Here is a 15087-nt window from a genome sequence, read left to right as displayed (position 1 = left end):
TTGAGGGTGCGTCACCCGGTGTCGCTGCCATCAGATGATGCCCTCGAACTGCTTGTCCTCGGTAGGGGAACTGGAGCGGGGCACGTGGTACGAGTCGCGTCCGAAGCGCCGCCACAGGGCGGCGATGAGGAAGGCCACCACTACCGCGACGGGGGTGTAGTTGAAGGAGGTGGCGGTGACCGGGCTGCTCTGCGGCAGCAGGAACAGCACCGTGACCGCTCCCGCCCACACCACCGCCACCCAGCCGATCGGCCGGCTCCAGCGGCCCAGGTGCCAGGGGCCGGGGGTGAAGCGGTCGCGGTGGAGCAGGCGCAGCAGCACCGGGATGGCGTACGCCGAGGTGAATCCCACGGCCGAGATGGCGGTCACCGCCGAGAACGCCGAGTTGGAGTACAGCGACGGCAGCGCGAGCACGAATGCCACGGCGACCGCGAGCCAGACCGCGTTGGCGGGGATGGCGGTGCGGCGGCTGACCTTCTTCCAGTGCGTCGATCCGGGCAGGGCGCCGTCCCGGGCGAAGGCGTAGATCATCCGGCTGGCGCTGGCGGTCACGGTGTAGCCGCACAGGAACTGGGCCACGATGATCACAAGGAGCAGGGCCTTGGCCGCCGCCATGCCCAGCGCGTCAAGCAGGATCTGCGCCACCGGTACACCGGTTTCGCTGCCCAGCGTCCCGGTGTAGTCCTGGATGGCGAACAGCAGCGTGGTCAGCAGGATGCCACCGGCGATCCAGGACACCGCCACCGAGCGGAAGATCCCGCGGGCCGCGGCGACGGAGGCGTGGTTGGTCTCCTCGCTCAGGTGGGCCGAGGTGTCGTAGCCGGCCAGGGCGAACACCGGCAGCAGCATGCCCAGCAGGATCACGTAGACCGGGGCGCTCCAGCCGGTGTTGTTGGTGAACTCGGAGAAGACGAAGCCGGCCGACTGGTGGTCGGAGGGCACCAGCGCCAGGGAGCCGATGATGACGACGGCCCCGCCCAGGTGCCACCACGCGCTCACGGACGTCAGGATGTTCATCAGCCGGGTGCCGAAGAGGTTCAGGATCGCGTGCAGCGCGAGGATGACCGCGTACAGGGCTAGGAGGGAGCCCGGGGTCGGCGTGTAACCGAACTGCAGGTTCATCCACGCGGCGGTGAACGTCGCGATGCCGTAGTCCTGGGCGGCGATGCCGCCGAGCAGGCCCAGGAGGTTGAGCCAGCCGGTGTACCAGCTCCACCGCTCGCCGCCGAGTTGGCGAGCCATGTAGTACAGGCCGCCGCTGGTGGGGTAGCGGGAGGTGATCTCCGCCAGGGCCGCGGCCAGGCACAGCACCAGCGGCCCGATGGCCAGCCATCCCCACGTGATCACCGCGGGGCCGCCCGAGTTCAGGCCGTAGCCGAACAACAGCAGGGTCCCCGACATGATCGAGATGACCGACAGGGACGCCGAGAAGTTGCCGAACGCCCCCATCCGGCGGTGGAGTTGCTGGGTGTAGCCCAGCGACTGGAGGATGCGCGCGTCCTCGTCGTCGTTGACGGGGTTCGGCCGCTGGCGCTGTGCTCTTATCGAAGTCATTGGTTCTCCGCAGGAAAGCTGAATGAGCTGAAAGAGGGCGTGCGGACGGGGTGGCTGCCGGGGCTCCGACGGGACGTGGCGGCGCTCGCCCGCGGGGCCCGGCCGACGGTCATGGGTGTCTGCCCGGATGCCGCGGGTGGGATCTCCGACAGGCGTCGCGGTCCTCCTCGAATGCCTTCCGCCACTGGTCGTCGGGGTGCCGGGCGTCGTGCTGCCACGGGGCGGGCGTGGCGAAGTCGCCGATGGCGTCGAACACTTCGGTCGCCCACTGGGGGAAGCCGCCCCGCGCCAAGGCGTAGGCGAGGTAGTTGAGGTCCAGCTGGGAACTGGTGGCCGGATCGCACTTCCGGAACCAGCCCTCGAATGCCTTCGTGACGGCTCGGGTGGTGTCCTCCCTGGTCCACAGGAGGTTCAGGGTGACCTCGGTGCCGCTCTCCCGCCGCTCCCGGTGCTCCTGCACTCGGGCGTAGAGCGGCAGCAGGAGCAGGGGCGAGTCGGGCGGCGCGAAGGAGACCGTCCAGCGGGCGAAGTCCGTCGCGACCGCCTGGCGGCCCGCCGGCCCCGGGCGGGCCTGGAGCGCCTGGGACATGCGGTGCCATGCCTCGCGGTTGAACGGATCTCGTCGGTGCACTTCCCCCAGCAGTCCCCATGGCCCGTGCGGCAGCAGGTACTCATGGGGTGGCGGAGCCATGTGGTGCTCCGGGTGGCGTCCGGTCGTGTCTGTTTCGGCCAGGGCCAGACGGCAGATCCAGGGCACCGAGTCGTCGGGGTTCCCCTCCCCCGCCTTGTGGCACGCGTCCCGGGCCCGGGCCACCAGTTTCTCCAGGTCCCCTGCGCGCCGGTAGTCACGCGCCCAGTGCCTTCGGTGGGCCTGCAGCACCCGTTCGGTGGCGACTCTGGCGTACATCACCCGGGCGGCGAGGCTCTCCGGTTCTTCTTTCAGCCACAACTCCACAACGTTGGCCTGCGCTGCCACCACGCCGAGGACCTGAGTGCGGGATGTCCACTGCGGCCAGTTGCCCGTTCGGGCAAGGACCTGCCGCATCTGCATCCAGTAGCCCGCCTGAATGTCCTGCACCGCCGCATAGAGGTCGGCGTCGCGGCCGACCGGGTTCGCCCAGCCCGCCGGGTTCGAACTCTCCATCAGTGCCCACCTCGGCCGACCGGACCCAGGGCGGGCCGCAGCGGACCGCCGTGAGCCTTGCGGCTCGCCGGGGGGTGTGAGCACGACACCGCACGGTGTGCACTGGCGGCCATAGGCAGTAGGACCCTCGGGGCAGTCGGGACGGGGTGGCACGGTCGTGCAGAGGTCAGCGGCGCGGGTCGGGGGGCAGGGTAGGGACGACCGCCGGCGCATCACCCGGCCGGTGGCTGCCGCCCGTGGCCGATAGCGAGTGCATGACAGGTACTTAAGTGCCTGGAGAGGCGCATGACCAGAGAATCCCAAGATTGTTTCGTTGCCCAGATGCAAGTTTCGGCCACGCGACAACGGAGCGTTGCCATCCGTAACCGAACCCGCCGACCGCGGCACTCAGGCGGTGCGCCGCCGCGGCTCGGACGTGCGCAGCGCCGCGCTCGCGGTCGTGCGGAACAGGGCCGCCACCCCGAGCGGAAGCGGGCGGACCCCGGTTGACCTGGTCATACGCCGCGCTCAGCGCAGGGTGCGACGGCCCGCGCGGTAAGGGCGGCGCCGGTCGGTCCGCGCCGTGGGCGGTCGGTGGAACACGGGCCGGACCGGCCGTACGGTCCGACGATGGCCCGCACGACCGCTCACCACGAGCGCGCGCGGGTCGTCGCGGGGCGGCTGAGACTGGCCGGACGACGCTTCCTCGTCGCCGACGAAAGCCGCGGATCGGGCGGGAGAATCTTGCATCGGTACCGTCACGTCGGCGGGCCGCCTTGACATGATCTTCTTCGTGGACGCCGATTCCGCCCGCCGCATCCGGGCCACCGCCGATGCGAGATCACCATCAACTCACCTTCAGAATGGGCGAGTTGCTCGCGGGGCAGGCAAGTTGGGGGCGGAAGAGGCAAGTTGGGGCGCACCGAGGGCGCTCAGGTGCCGCGAGAAGCGCTGCGTTCAGGCGTGCACGGGTGCCCCGGTGACGGTCCGCCAGACGCGGCATCATTCGGCCAGTTCGATGCGGTGGTCACTGAATGTGATCACCGAGGAAGTCCCGGGTGAGCGTGACCAGCCCTACGGCGGCCTCCTGGCCGCACCCCCGGCAGGCGGGGCGGGCGGGGGCGCCGACTGCGCGGTGCCCCCGCCCGTCCCGGGTGTGCCGTGCCGCCGGTGTCTCAGAAGGGCTTGGTCGGGAGGTACTTGCCGTCCAGGGTGATGACCGCGCGCTCGCCGCCCTCGGGGTCGGCGACCTTCTTCACGTCCAGCTTGAAGTTGATCGCGGAGATGATGCCGTCGCCGAACTCCTCGTGGACCAGGGCCTTGAGGGTGGTGCCGTAGACCTGGAGCATCTCGTAGAAGCGGTAGATCGTCGGGTCGGTCGGGATGCCGCCGGGGACGGAGCCGCGGGTGGGGATGGTCCCGAGCAGCAGCACCGCGTCGTCGTCCAGGCCGAGCAGCTCGGCGACGGCCTTGGCGGCGGGCTCGGGCAGGGCGTGCTGGCCGAGGACGGCGGCGGTGACGTACGCGACGGACAGGCCCGCGGCGTCGGCGAGCTGCTGCCAGGACAGGTCACGGCGGGTCTTGGCCTCGACCGCGGCGATCGCGAGCTGCTGCCGGGCGGTGTTGTCGAACTGGGCGTGCACCATGAGAGGGGTGTCCTTTCGTAGGGCCGCCCGCTCCCCCGGTCGTGGGAGGGGTCGGGCAGCAGGGGTCCCGGGGTGCCGGTCGGGCCGCGCCGGGGAGGGGGGATGGAGGGGCGGGTCAGGCGGCGCGGGCCGGGCGGGCGTCGGTGGCGAGTTCCTCGACGGTGCCGGTGGGGATGTCGAAGACCCAGCCGTGCAGCCGCACGGTGCCCTCGGCCAGGGCGCGGGCCACCGCGGGGTGGGTGGCCAGGTTCGCGAGCTGGGCGGCGACGTTCTCCCGTACCAGCGCAGCGAGTCGGTGCCCGGCGTCGACGGCCGCGATGCGGGCCCGGGCGGCGTCCGCGTGGCGCAGCCAGCCCGCGACGGCCGGAGCGGCACTGAGGTCGTGGCCTTCGGCGAGGGCCGTCATGGCGCCGCAGGCGGAGTGCCCGCAGACGACGATCGCCCGCACGCCGAGGACGGCGACCGCGTACTCGATGCTCGCGGCGACGCCGTCGGCACTGTCGGCGCCGGGGGCGTACGCGGGGACGAGGTTGCCGGCGGTGCGGATGACGAACAGGTCGCCGGGGTCGGCCTGGGTGATCAGCTCGGGGACGACGCGGGCGTCGGCGCAGCCGATGAACAGCGTGCCGGGGTGGTGGGTGGTGGCCAGGTGGGCGAAGAGCCCGGCCTTGGCGGGGAAGACGTCCCGCTGGAAACGGTCGATTCCCTCAGCGAGATGACGCATGGCCTCGCACTCCCTTCGATCGGGCGGTCGGTGGGGCCGACGTCATTCACTGTGCACGACCTGCATCTATAGCGTCCAAGACGTACTATCACTGCCAGCTATTGGTGCCATCTATAGTTGTGGGCATGAAGCCGGAACTGCGTCATCTGCGGTACTTGCTCGCGGTCGCCGAGCACGCCAACTTCACCCGCGCCGCCGAGGAGCTGCGCATCGCCCAGCCCACCCTGTCCCAGCAGATCAAGCAGCTGGAGAAGGCCGTGGGCGTACAGCTCCTCGAACGCACCGGCCGCACCGTGCGCCTCACCGACGCCGGAGCCACGTACGCCGACTACGCCCGGCGCGCGCTACGGAACCTCGCGGCCGGTGAGCGTGCGGTCCTCGACGTACGGGACCTCTCGCGCGGACATCTCCGCCTCGCCGTCACCCCCACCTTTACCGCCTACCTGACCGGCCCGCTCGTCGCCGACTTCCACACCCGTCATCCCGGGATCACCCTGGACGTGCGCGAGCTGCCCCAGGACCGCGTCGAAACCGACCTCCTGGCCGACCGGCTCGACCTCGGCATCGCCTTCAGCGGCGCCCACCTTCCCGGCATCGAGGCCACCGCGCTGTTCACCGAGGCCCTCAGCCTGGTCGTCGGCCACCACCACCCCGACACCGGCGCCCCCGGACCGCTGCCGGTCACCGACCTCGGCGAACGCCAACTGGCCCTGCTCAGCGGGGACTTCGCCACCCGCAGGCACATCGACCAGTACTTCGCCGAGCACCACGTGCGGCCGCGGATCGCCCTGGAGGCCAACTCCATCGCCGCCCTCACCGAAATCGTGGCGCGCACCCCGCTGGCCACCGTCCTGCCCGACGCCATCGCCCACGACCACACCCGGCTCACCCCCATCCCCCTCACCCCCGCGCTCCCCTCCCGCACCGTCACGCTGCTGCGCCGCGAAAGCACCTACCGGAGCGCCGCCGCGCACGCCTTCACCCAGCAGGTCACCCAGTGGGCGCAGGCCCTGACATGAGACCGGAGGGCTGCCGACGCTTGCAGGGGAAGGCCTGGCGCCCCTTGAGGGCGGAGGGGCGGGTGACCTACTGACGTCCAGTCACCTTCCTTGCCGGGCCTGCCGCTTGCGCTCCCGGGACGTCTCCCCCGTCTCCGTCACCGGCCGGTCGTGCCGCAGGTCGGCGAAGAGCCGGGCCGACCTCTCGGCGTCCCACTTCAGGACGTTGCCCTTGGAGGTGGGGACGCCGATGCCGGACACGGGCACGTTGATCTGCTTGCCCTTTCCGCCCGCGACGCCCTGGACGGCGCGGAACATACCGGCGAGGTCGCGCAGGCTCATGCCCTTGTCGACGATGAGGGTGTCGAGCCCGGCCTGCACCGCGGGGCCGATCTCCAGGGGGTCGAAGAGGGTGCCGGGGCGGGCGGCCTGGTGGGCGAGGGTGGACAGGAACTTCTGCTGGTTCTTCGACCGGCCGAGGTCACCCTCCCGCTCCTGATGGCGCTGGCGGACGAAGGCGAGGGCCTGCTCGCCGTTCAGGGTGTGGCAGCCCTTGCGCAGGTCGGCGCCCGACTTCTTGTCCTTGATGTCGCGGTCCAGGCACATGCGGACGCCGCCGATGGCGTCGACGATGTTCACGAATCCGGCGAAGCCGATCTCCGCGTAGTGGTCGATGCGCAGGCCGGTGTTCTTCTCCACGGTGTGTACGAGGAGTTCGGGGCCGCCGTACGCGAACGCGGCGTTCAGCTTGTCCCGCTCGGGCCGCTTCGTCTTGCCCGTCAGGGTGTCGAGGCGGCCGGGCACGGTGACCCAGGAGTCGCGCGGCAGACTGACCATGCTGGTGCCGTGGGCGCCGGTGTGCAGCAGCATCATCGAGTCGGTGCGCCGCCCGCCGCCCCCGCCCGCGTGCAGGTCCCGCACGTCGCCCTCGGAGAGGCCGTCGCGGCTGTCCGAGCCCACGATGAGGTAGTTGGTGCCCTCGCCGGGCGGCGGCCGGTCCCCGTAGGCGCCCAGGTCGACGTCGCGCTGGAGCCGGGTCTCGGCCCAGCCGTACGTACCGCCCACCGCGACAGCCACGAGGGCGAGGACGACGAGCACCGCCTTCCGCAGCCGCCTGCGCTTCTTCGGCTGCCTGGCGTGGGCGCGGCGGGGCCCGTAGCGGGAGCTGGGGCGGTCGGCGAACCGCTCCTGCGCGGTGGGGCTTTCGGGGGCGGCGTACGGCACCTGGTCCGCCTCCCCCGTAGGTATGCGGTCGGCCTCCCCCGCGCGCGTGCGGTCCGCCGCCCGCGCGGGTGTCCGGTCCGCCGCCCCCGCGCGCACGGCGTGTCCGGCCTGCTGGTCGAGCGGGTCTGTCATGGTCAACTCCCTTGCAGGCTCTGCCGCGTCTCTTCGGGCGGCGCTTCGAGCAGATACGGGTCGGCGGTGCCGGTGCGCTTCACGCTGTGCCACTTCAGGCGGGTGCCGAGCAGCGCCGTGGTCACGGAGTGGATGACCACCAGGTACATCAACTGCCGGTAGACGAACTGCTGGAGCGGCAGGACCCACAGCACGCGCAGCCGTTCGCGGTCGAGCCGCAGCGCGTACGCGGCGGTGACCAGCTGCACGGAGAGGAACCCGAACCAGACGAGCGCGGCCTCCACGGGATCCCGGAACAGCGCCCCGAACAGGGCGAACATGTCCACGACCGGCGCGCACAGCGGAAGGACGATCTGGAACAGCGTGACGTAGAGCATGACGCGGCGGCCGAAGCGTCCGGCGGGGCCGACTTCCACCACCGCGTGCCGGTGCTTCCACATCGACTGGAGAGTGCCGTAGCACCAGCGGTAGCGCTGGCGCCACAACTGCCGCAGGGTGCTGGGCACTTCGGTCCAGGCGACCGCCGACTCCTCGTACACGACGCGCCAGCCGGCCCGCCAGAGCGCCATGGTGAGGTCGGTGTCCTCGGCGAGGGTCTCGTCGCTGACGCCGCCGACGCCCATCAGCGCGTCCCTGCGGTAGGCGCCGATCGCCCCCGGCACGGTCGGCATGCACTCCAGGACCTCGAACATCCGCCGGTCGAGGTTGAAGCCGAGCACGTACTCCAGGTGCTGCCACTTGCCGAGCAGGCGACGACGGTTGCCGACCTTGGTGTTGCCGCTGACCGCGCCGACCGCCGGATGGGCGAGCGGCTGGACCAGGCGGGCCAGGGCCTCCGGCTCGAAGATGGTGTCCGCGTCGACCATGACGACGATGTCGTGACGGGCGTGCGCCAGGCCGGTGTTGAGGGCGCTCGGCTTGCCGCCGTTGGGCTGCCGGAGCACCGTCACGCGCGGGTCGTCGATCTCCTCGGCGATGTCGGCGGTGGCGTCGGTCGAGCCGTCGTCGATCACGATGATCTGGAACTGCGGGTGGGTGGAGGCGAGCAGCGAGTACACGGTGGAGGCGATGCCCGCCTCCTCGTTGTACGCGGGCACCAGGACCGTCACCGGTTCCCGCACCTCGCGCAGGCGGGGCGCGCCGGGCCGGTACCGGCGCAGCCTGCGCACGTGCAGCCGGGCGAACACCGCGAACAGCAGCATCCGCAGGACGCCGAGCGTGCCCGCGAGGGTCAGCGTCCACACCATCACGGTGAGGAAGGCGTGCCCGAGCCGCTGGGACCAGATCAGGCCCTCGCCCTTGATCTCCTGGGCGAGCGGGACCGCGTCGACGAAGGAGGGACGGCCGAGCCCGCCGCTGATGGTGGTGAACCGCCGCACGCGGCGGTCCCGCAGCAGGTCCTGGGCCTCGTGGAAGCCCAGGTCGGTCTGGCTGTGCTGGGTCACGAGGCCGCGCCACGGCTTGCGGGCCTTGTGGTCCGACGCGACCACCAGGTACCCCTGCTCCGCCGCGCGCTTCGCGGCAGGCCACTGAGGGCCGCAGAGTGTGTCCGCGGCCGTGGTGTGCGGCAGCCGCAGCAGGGTGGTGTTGACGCCGCCCGCGCCCGCGAGAGCGGTCTGGGTGAGCGACAGTTCGAGGCGCGCGCGCAGCGGCGATGCCACACCGAAGTCGCCGCCGCTGTAGGTGTACGAGCCGACCTCGTGGCCCTCGTACAGGATCCGTCGCAGCAGCTTCGGGTGCCGGGCGGCGTCCTTCCCGTACACGAAGAAGGTCGCCCGCGCGTGGTGCTTGCGCAGCAGGTCGAGCAGGCGCGGCGTCCACACCGGGTCGGGCCCGCCGTCGAACGTGAGGGCGACGGTGCCCGGCGGCATGGCCGCGGTGGTGACGCCCTTCGGGCCGAACCGCAGCAGCGGCTTCCCGTCGTCCACCTCGCGCGGGATCGGCCGGGTGCACGGCGGCTTGGTGCGCGCGGCGTCGATCTGGTGGGTCGTCCAGCCCTCGAAGAGGAGGGTGACGGCAACCACCAGGAGTACGAGCAGGAGCACGAGCCAGTGTCCGCGCGGCGGGCGCCGGACAGCGGCGTCCCGCCTCACTGCCGGGGGCCTCCGGCCGGGGGCGGGGTGGATCTGCCGGACACGGGGCGGCGGTGGTCGTCGCGGTCGGCGTGGGCCCGGGGTTGCGGGTGGGCTCCGGTCTCCGAGTGGGCCCTGGTCCGTGCGGGGGCCCCGGTCGGCTGCCGGTGGGCCCCGGCCCGGGCCCGTACGCCGGGGCCGTCCGCCGACTCACCGGTGTCCGGGCCGGACGGCGCCGGTGCGTTCGTGCTCGGCGGGTGCGTGCCGACGGGCTGCAGGAGCCCGCTGACCAGCACGCCGACGAACAGCAGATACCCGACGCAGACACCGCTCACGACCAGCGCGACACCTTGCAGTGCCCGCCTGCGCCAGCCCGACTGGTCGATGAAGACGGGGGGTTGCGGGTCGGCGGCCCGGGGATGCCGCGCCACCGGGCGCACGCGCGGCGCCGCCTGGTGCGGCAGGGGCGGTGCCATGTCGTGCCCCGTGGGCTGCGCCCTGCGCGCAGGGGGTACGGGCGACGACCGCCCGTCGTGCGGTGTGCTGGCTATGTGGGGGATGCCCTGCACTGGTGCTCCTGATCTGCGGCCGCGCACGCGCGACTCTTTGTGTGGGGGGACGGACCCGAGGGTCCGCTGTGGTGCCCGTGAGACGTCGGGAGCCGCATCCCGGTGCCCGGCGGGTACGGAGGGATCCGCCCCGCGCATGCCGTGCGGCCTTCCCGGGTGGGGCCGGGACGCCCACGTACGCATGTGCCCTCGCAAGGACCGGGAGGCCAGGGTGCAGCTCAGTCAGCCTTCACGCAGCCCCCGACCCTACTCGGGCACCCGGGTGACGGGGCAACAGGCCGCGCCTGTACGCAACCGGCTACGGTGCGGTCGGTGTCTGTCAGGGGGTCGGGGACGTCGCCGGGAGGTCACCGCCACGGGAGGGAACGGGGCATGCCAGGGGGCGGGAGCGGGAGTGCTGTCGGCCGGGGAGTCGCGATGACCCGGGTGGGCGGCGATCGGTGGCGCGTGACGCGGCCCTGGCCAGAGCCGCTGCGTCCGTATCTGCACAGCTATGCCGGGTACTGGGAGGCGACGGTCTCGCCCTTCCGGGTCCGGATCGTCCCCACGGGGCGGGCCGTCGTCGTGATCAGCCTGGCGGCGCCGTTCGCCCGGGCGCACCGGCTGCGGGGGACGGGCACCGCCGAGCATGTGGTGGGGTCGCTGGTGGCGGGTCTTGAGGACGGGCCCCGGGTGTTGGACCATCCCGGCGGCCAGGAGGCGATCCGGCTCGAGCTGACGCCGCTGGGGGCGTACCGGCTGTTCGCCGTGCCGATGCGGGAGTTGACCAACCGGGTGGTCGAGCTGGACGGCGTGCTCGGCCCCCGGGCCGGGGAACTCGTGGAACGGCTGTCCGCCATCGGCGACTGGGGCACCCGGTTCGACCTGCTCGACGCCGCGCTGCTGGCCCGGCTCGAACGCGGCCCGGCGCCCGCGCCCGAGGTGCGGCACGCCTGGCGGCTGCTCGCCCGGTCGGCCGGGGCGATGCCGATCGCCCGCATCACCGCCGAAGTGGGGTGGAGCCACGGCTACCTGGTCCGGCGCTTCACCGAGCAGATCGGCCTGACGCCGAAGACGTCCGCGCGCGTGCTGCGCTTCCACCGGGCCGTGGGCTTGCTCGCCCGCGGGGCCGTGGACCTCAACGAGGTGACCAGCGCCTGCGGCTTCTACGACCAGGCCCACCTGAACCGCGAGTTCCGCGCCCTGGCCGACGTCACACCCGGCGAGCTGGCGGCCGCACGGGTGGCGGAGGGGGCCGTGTCTCTCTAGGGCGGGTGCGCGACGGGTCTCGTCAGGACGCGTGCGCGCCGCGAGGTCAGATTTGTCCAAGCCAGCCCGCCCGCGCCTCACTAGGGTCCCCGACTGTGATCTTCAGGCCGACGGCCTGGGCCAGTACGCCGATGCTCCGCATCGCCACTTCAGGGGGACCCCGATGTCGAATCCGAATCAGCCCGCGCGCCGTGGGCGGTGGGAGCGCTACAAGGTGACGGGCCCGTTCTCGCCGCAGGACCTGGCCGGTCTGTGGGGGGCCATCGCGGGCGTCGTGCTGCTCGCCGTGCTCCTCGGCTGGGCGCTCGACATGAAGGGCGGTGTGGTGATCGTCGCCGCGATCCCGTTCATCTCGTCCTGGTTCGACTCCAAGCGCATCCTGTTCCAGTTCGACGCCGCGGGCGTACGGGTCGGCAACACGATCCTGCCGTGGAACGACGTCACCCAGTTCGTCGTGGCCATGCCCCCGAACGGCGAGCACTCCCTGATCGGCGCACGCCTGCGGCAGGGCGCGACGCTGCCGGTCGGGGCGGAGGTCCCGCCCGCGCACCCGGCCATGCCCGCATCGCTGTACGTGGCCGTCCAGCACCAGAAGTTCGACCTGACCAAGATGGTCAACAAGGCTCGCAAGTACGCCCCGTCGCACATCCAGATCGTGGTCGCCGAGCCGTCCGGGGAGCGGGTCGCCTCCTGAGCGGGTGACCCGGGGGGACGCCGTCCGCGCCGGCCCGGGGCCGGGGCACCATGGGGTCATGAGCGTCACGATCGACATCACGGGTCTGGCGTCGGAGCGCATCTCCTTCGTGCCGTCGCCCCTCGCCGAGCTGGGCAGCGCGCTGCACGCGCTGTCCGAGCCCGACCACCATCCGTCGCTGCACGGGTGGGTCGCTTCCGTGACCGCGTCGCTCGACTCGCACCTCACCGACCGCATGGGCGAGGCGGACTTCCTGTGGCGCGCCACCCTCTCGGACGTGTTCATGCCCTTCGGCGCGATCCCCGGACGGCGCGCCCTGCCCGGCGCCACCCTCGCCGACGACCTCGACCTGCTCGACCGGCTCACCGACGAGCAGTTCGTGGACGCCGCCCTGGAGTTCGGCTGGGTGCACTACGACACCCGGACCCCGGACGTCCTGGAGGACGCGGCGGGACGGCAGCGGGCCCTGGAGCTGGCGGCGGCACGGGGCGGGCCGCAACTTCGGCTGGCCCAGCGGCTGCTCGACGACCCACCGGCCGTACGCGCCTGGTTCCGGCGGTTCCTGGAGGACTGCGACCGGGCCTTCTTCGCGGACACCTGGGCCCGGGTGAGCGGCCGGCTGACCGCGGACGCCCGGCGCAAGCGGCAGCTCCTGCTCCACAAGGGCCCGCGCGAGGCCCTGACGGCCGTGTCACCGGCGGTCTCCCTCGACGAGACGGGCACCCGGATCACGGTCGACAAGATGACCTCCGGCCAGATCCGGACGGGGGACGGCGGGCTCGTCCTCATCCCCACCAGCGTCGGCTGGCCGCACCTGATGGTGCTGTTCCGCTACGGCTGGCAGGCCTCGATCACGTACTCCGTCAGCGCCCCCGGGCCCGCCGCCCCCACCTCCGTGGAGGAGCTGACGCGCCGCATGTCCGCGCTCGCCCACCCGGCCCGGATGCTGCTGTGCCGGCACCTCGCGCGCGCGGCCTGCACGACGGGCGAGCTCGCCGACGCGTACGCCATGACGGCGCCGGAGATCTCCCGGCACCTGTCGGTCCTGAAGCGGGCCGGTCTTGTCACCACGCGCCGTCGGGGCCGCTACGTGCAGCACCAGCTGAACCTCGACGCGGTGGCGCGGCTCGGCCGGGACTTCATCGAAGGGGTGCTGCGCTGAGCAGAGCTAGGTCGGCTCGGTGGGGTCGTGGGTGATCAGGTCGCCCGGCTGGCACTGGAGGACCTCGCAGATCCTGGACAGGGTCGAGAAGCGGATGGCCTTGGCCCGGCCGTTCTTGAGCACGGACAGGTTGACGACGGTGATGCCGACCTGCGCGGACAGTTCCGTCAGGGTCATGCCGCGCTCGGCGAGGATCCGGTCCAGGTGGATGCGGATCGCGTGGAGTTCCTCGTCGGACATCAGATGGTCCCTTCGAGGTCCTCTCGCATCCGTACGCCTTCCCGCATGATCTTGCCCATCACGACCGCCGCGAGTCCGGCGAGGACGAGTTCGAGCGACCCGGCCATCTCGGGCCCGGAACCCGCGACCGGCGCCATGCTCCCGACCAGCCAGGACCGCGACCAGCCGACGGCGAGACTCGCCACCGGGGCGCCGATGGCGACGACCCAGCCGAGGGTGGCGAGCCGTCGCGACACCACCTCGGTGAACGGCCCCTTGTCCACGACGGCGTCCAGGAGCCGGGAGAAGAGCAGCAGCGCGACGGCGCCGAACAGCAGCCAGGGCAGTTCGCCCCCGAGGTCGGCGGCACGCTGCGCCACGGAGGGGCTGTCCTGGCAGAGCCGCGTGCCGCTGCCGGACGCCTCCACGCCCTTCTCGATCGGGAGGGCGTCCGGAGCGATGGCCGTATTGGCCCAGAAGCCCGTCTGCACGCACACCGCCCCGTCGTCGGCCATGTGCGTGACGCCCTTACCGATGAAAGCGAGCCCACAGAGCACCGCGAGCAAAAGGGTCACCGAGGCCAGGGTCCTCGTGAGCCGCGTGTTCATCGCATCCCTCCCTATCGATTTTCGATATGACCACGGTAGCGGGCCATATCGATAATCGACAAGTCGCGGCTGTGCGCCGACGTGATCTAACCCCCGGCCCGGACCCCGGCCGGGCTCGTCGCCGGTGCGAGGTCGTCGGTCGCGAAGCGCGGTACCTCGTCGTTCTCGTCCCGGTTGCCGTTCTTCTCGTGGATCCACTTGCCCGCCAGGGCCGGGATCCAGGCCGAGTACGCGCTCTGGGTGAGGTCGGCGGGGATCTCGGCGCCGCGGCGGTTGAGGTCGGCGGCGGGGAGGCGCAGGGTCGGGTCGATCTGCTCGGACGGGGAGTTGGCCATCGCGGCGTCCCACACCTGCAGGGCGAAGGTGGTGCAGTTGCGGGCGGGCGTTCCGGCCCAGCCGCCGGTCAGCAGGTACGTCCAGCTCGGCAGGAGCGTGTACTTCTCGTCGGCCTGCTCGCGCCGTGCGATCTCCCGGTCGAACGCGGCCTGTTGAGTGGCGCTGAGCGTCTTGCAGCGGGCCGCACGGGGGGCGTACGCGCCGTCGCGGTCCTGCTTGCGGCTGGGCCGGTCCCACTCGACCAGGGGCTTGCCGGGGGCGTTGATGTCGTAGCCGGTGTAGTTGACGGACATGCCGTCCACGGGGCTGCCGTCGCCGTTGCGGCCGTCGGGGTCCTGCGGCTGGAAGGAGTACGTGTCGTAGCGGGCGGTGTCGCCCCCGGCGAGCTTCCGCTGGAACGCGCCGTGCGAGTTGAAGTGCACCAGCCAGCTGTGGCCGAAGACGTGCTGGCTGACGTTGAGTTCGTACAGGAGCTTGTTCGTCTGCTCGCCGTAGGAGAGCTTTCCGTACTTGCTCTGGAAGTCATCGGACTTCCAGAGCGCGTGGGCGCGGGTGCCCACGTCCCAGACGTAGCCGCCGGTGGTCTTGTCGGTGATCTCCGTGCTGTAGACGCACAGGGTGTTCTCGGCGGGCGCCGCGGCCCGGGACGCCGACGGCTTCGGCGAGGGCTCCGCCGCGGCGGCCGGGGCGGAACCGATGGCCGCGGTCAGGGCGGCGACGGCGCAGGCGGTGGGAACGAAATTGCGTAAAGTCACGCCAAAGGTATACATGGGGTCGG

At 71.9% G+C, this 15087-nt stretch carries 14 protein-coding genes; 4 read left to right on the top strand and 10 right to left on the bottom strand.

What is annotated here, in order from left to right:
- Positions 1-30 precede the first annotated feature (30 nt).
- The 4 genes from IE274_RS11600 to IE274_RS11585 form a co-directional block, all read right to left on the bottom strand.
- A complete protein-coding gene (locus tag IE274_RS11600) occupies positions 31-1554 on the bottom strand; it encodes an amino acid permease (protein ID WP_190115581.1) in 1524 nt (507 codons plus the stop codon).
- Positions 1555-1663: 109 nt separating this feature from the next.
- Entirely contained in the window at positions 1664-2698 is a 1035-nt protein-coding gene (locus IE274_RS11595; protein ID WP_190115580.1) for a hypothetical protein, read from the bottom strand.
- A 1154-nt stretch (positions 2699-3852) separates the two neighbouring features.
- Complete coding sequence (cynS, locus tag IE274_RS11590; protein WP_190115579.1) at positions 3853-4323, bottom strand: cyanase; 471 nt, start codon at positions 4321-4323, stop codon at positions 3853-3855.
- Positions 4324-4438: 115 nt separating this feature from the next.
- Positions 4439-5047, bottom strand: coding sequence for a carbonic anhydrase (locus IE274_RS11585; protein WP_190115578.1), 609 nt, complete (start codon positions 5045-5047; stop codon positions 4439-4441).
- A 125-nt stretch (positions 5048-5172) separates the two neighbouring features.
- On the opposite strand from IE274_RS11585, the gene cynR reads away from it, so the two are divergent.
- Entirely contained in the window at positions 5173-6066 is an 894-nt protein-coding gene (gene cynR, locus IE274_RS11580; protein ID WP_190115577.1) for a transcriptional regulator CynR, read from the top strand.
- An 81-nt stretch (positions 6067-6147) separates the two neighbouring features.
- Here the strand turns inward: cynR and IE274_RS11575 are convergent, their stop codons facing one another.
- From IE274_RS11575 to IE274_RS11565, 3 genes are read right to left on the bottom strand one after another with little or no spacing between them, the layout of a single operon-like run.
- Positions 6148-7401, bottom strand: coding sequence for an LCP family protein (locus tag IE274_RS11575; RefSeq protein ID WP_190115576.1), 1254 nt, complete (start codon positions 7399-7401; stop codon positions 6148-6150).
- A 2-nt stretch (positions 7402-7403) separates the two neighbouring features.
- Positions 7404-9494 carry a bifunctional polysaccharide deacetylase/glycosyltransferase family 2 protein gene (locus tag IE274_RS11570; protein ID WP_190115575.1) on the bottom strand — a complete coding sequence of 697 codons (2091 nt, stop codon included), beginning with the start codon at positions 9492-9494 and terminating at the stop codon, positions 7404-7406.
- Entirely contained in the window at positions 9491-9949 is a 459-nt protein-coding gene (locus tag IE274_RS11565) for a hypothetical protein (RefSeq protein ID WP_190115574.1), read from the bottom strand. Before IE274_RS11565 ends, IE274_RS11570 begins: the two co-directional genes overlap by 4 nt.
- A 510-nt stretch (positions 9950-10459) precedes the next feature.
- Here IE274_RS11565 and IE274_RS40040 point away from each other — a divergent pair.
- The 3 genes from IE274_RS40040 (at position 10460) to IE274_RS11550 (ending at position 13146) form a co-directional block, all read left to right on the top strand.
- Positions 10460-11290, top strand: coding sequence for a helix-turn-helix domain-containing protein (locus IE274_RS40040; protein ID WP_268255568.1), 831 nt, complete (start codon positions 10460-10462; stop codon positions 11288-11290).
- Positions 11291-11453: 163 nt separating this feature from the next.
- Complete coding sequence (locus tag IE274_RS11555; RefSeq protein WP_190115572.1) at positions 11454-11984, top strand: hypothetical protein; 531 nt, start codon at positions 11454-11456, stop codon at positions 11982-11984.
- 58 nt (positions 11985-12042) lie between these two features.
- Entirely contained in the window at positions 12043-13146 is a 1104-nt protein-coding gene (locus IE274_RS11550) for a DUF5937 family protein (protein WP_190115571.1), read from the top strand.
- Between the two features lie 6 nt (positions 13147-13152).
- On the opposite strand, the gene IE274_RS11545 is transcribed toward IE274_RS11550, so the two are convergent.
- The 3 genes from IE274_RS11545 to IE274_RS11535 form a co-directional block, all read right to left on the bottom strand.
- Positions 13153-13386 carry a helix-turn-helix domain-containing protein gene (locus tag IE274_RS11545; protein WP_190115570.1) on the bottom strand — a complete coding sequence of 78 codons (234 nt, stop codon included), beginning with the start codon at positions 13384-13386 and terminating at the stop codon, positions 13153-13155.
- Positions 13386-13973: a DUF2975 domain-containing protein gene (locus tag IE274_RS11540; protein WP_190115569.1), complete on the bottom strand. Its 588-nt coding sequence runs from the start codon at positions 13971-13973 to the stop codon at positions 13386-13388. Before IE274_RS11540 ends, IE274_RS11545 begins: the two co-directional genes overlap by 1 nt.
- Positions 13974-14059: 86 nt before the next feature.
- On the bottom strand, positions 14060-15064 hold the full coding sequence (locus IE274_RS11535; protein ID WP_190115568.1) for a hypothetical protein: 1005 nt from the start codon (positions 15062-15064) through the stop codon (positions 14060-14062).
- Positions 15065-15087: the final 23 nt, after the last annotated feature.

The organism is Streptomyces flavofungini (assembly GCF_014650815.1).
GTDB lineage: Bacteria > Actinomycetota > Actinomycetes > Streptomycetales > Streptomycetaceae > Streptomyces > Streptomyces flavofungini.
This window is presented reverse-complemented; position numbering and strand designations above follow the sequence as displayed.

What these genes read in the sequence shown, in the direction of transcription:
- IE274_RS11545 (WP_190115570.1), bottom strand. Translation starts at nt 13,386, where the DNA reads ATGTCCGACGAGGAACTCCACGCGATCCGCATCCACCTGGACCGGATC.
- IE274_RS11575 (WP_190115576.1), bottom strand. Translation starts at nt 7,401, where the DNA reads ATGACAGACCCGCTCGACCAGCAGGCCGGACACGCCGTGCGCGCGGGG.
- IE274_RS11540 (WP_190115569.1), bottom strand. Translation starts at nt 13,973, where the DNA reads ATGAACACGCGGCTCACGAGGACCCTGGCCTCGGTGACCCTTTTGCTC.
- IE274_RS11600 (WP_190115581.1), bottom strand. Translation starts at nt 1,554, where the DNA reads ATGACTTCGATAAGAGCACAGCGCCAGCGGCCGAACCCCGTCAACGAC.
- IE274_RS11565 (WP_190115574.1), bottom strand. Translation starts at nt 9,949, where the DNA reads ATGGCACCGCCCCTGCCGCACCAGGCGGCGCCGCGCGTGCGCCCGGTG.
- cynR (WP_190115577.1), top strand. Translation starts at nt 5,173, where the DNA reads ATGAAGCCGGAACTGCGTCATCTGCGGTACTTGCTCGCGGTCGCCGAG.
- cynS (WP_190115579.1), bottom strand. Translation starts at nt 4,323, where the DNA reads ATGGTGCACGCCCAGTTCGACAACACCGCCCGGCAGCAGCTCGCGATC.
- IE274_RS11585 (WP_190115578.1), bottom strand. Translation starts at nt 5,047, where the DNA reads ATGCGTCATCTCGCTGAGGGAATCGACCGTTTCCAGCGGGACGTCTTC.
- IE274_RS11595 (WP_190115580.1), bottom strand. Translation starts at nt 2,698, where the DNA reads ATGGAGAGTTCGAACCCGGCGGGCTGGGCGAACCCGGTCGGCCGCGAC.
- IE274_RS11550 (WP_190115571.1), top strand. Translation starts at nt 12,043, where the DNA reads ATGAGCGTCACGATCGACATCACGGGTCTGGCGTCGGAGCGCATCTCC.
- IE274_RS11555 (WP_190115572.1), top strand. Translation starts at nt 11,454, where the DNA reads ATGTCGAATCCGAATCAGCCCGCGCGCCGTGGGCGGTGGGAGCGCTAC.
- IE274_RS40040 (WP_268255568.1), top strand. Translation starts at nt 10,460, where the DNA reads ATGACCCGGGTGGGCGGCGATCGGTGGCGCGTGACGCGGCCCTGGCCA.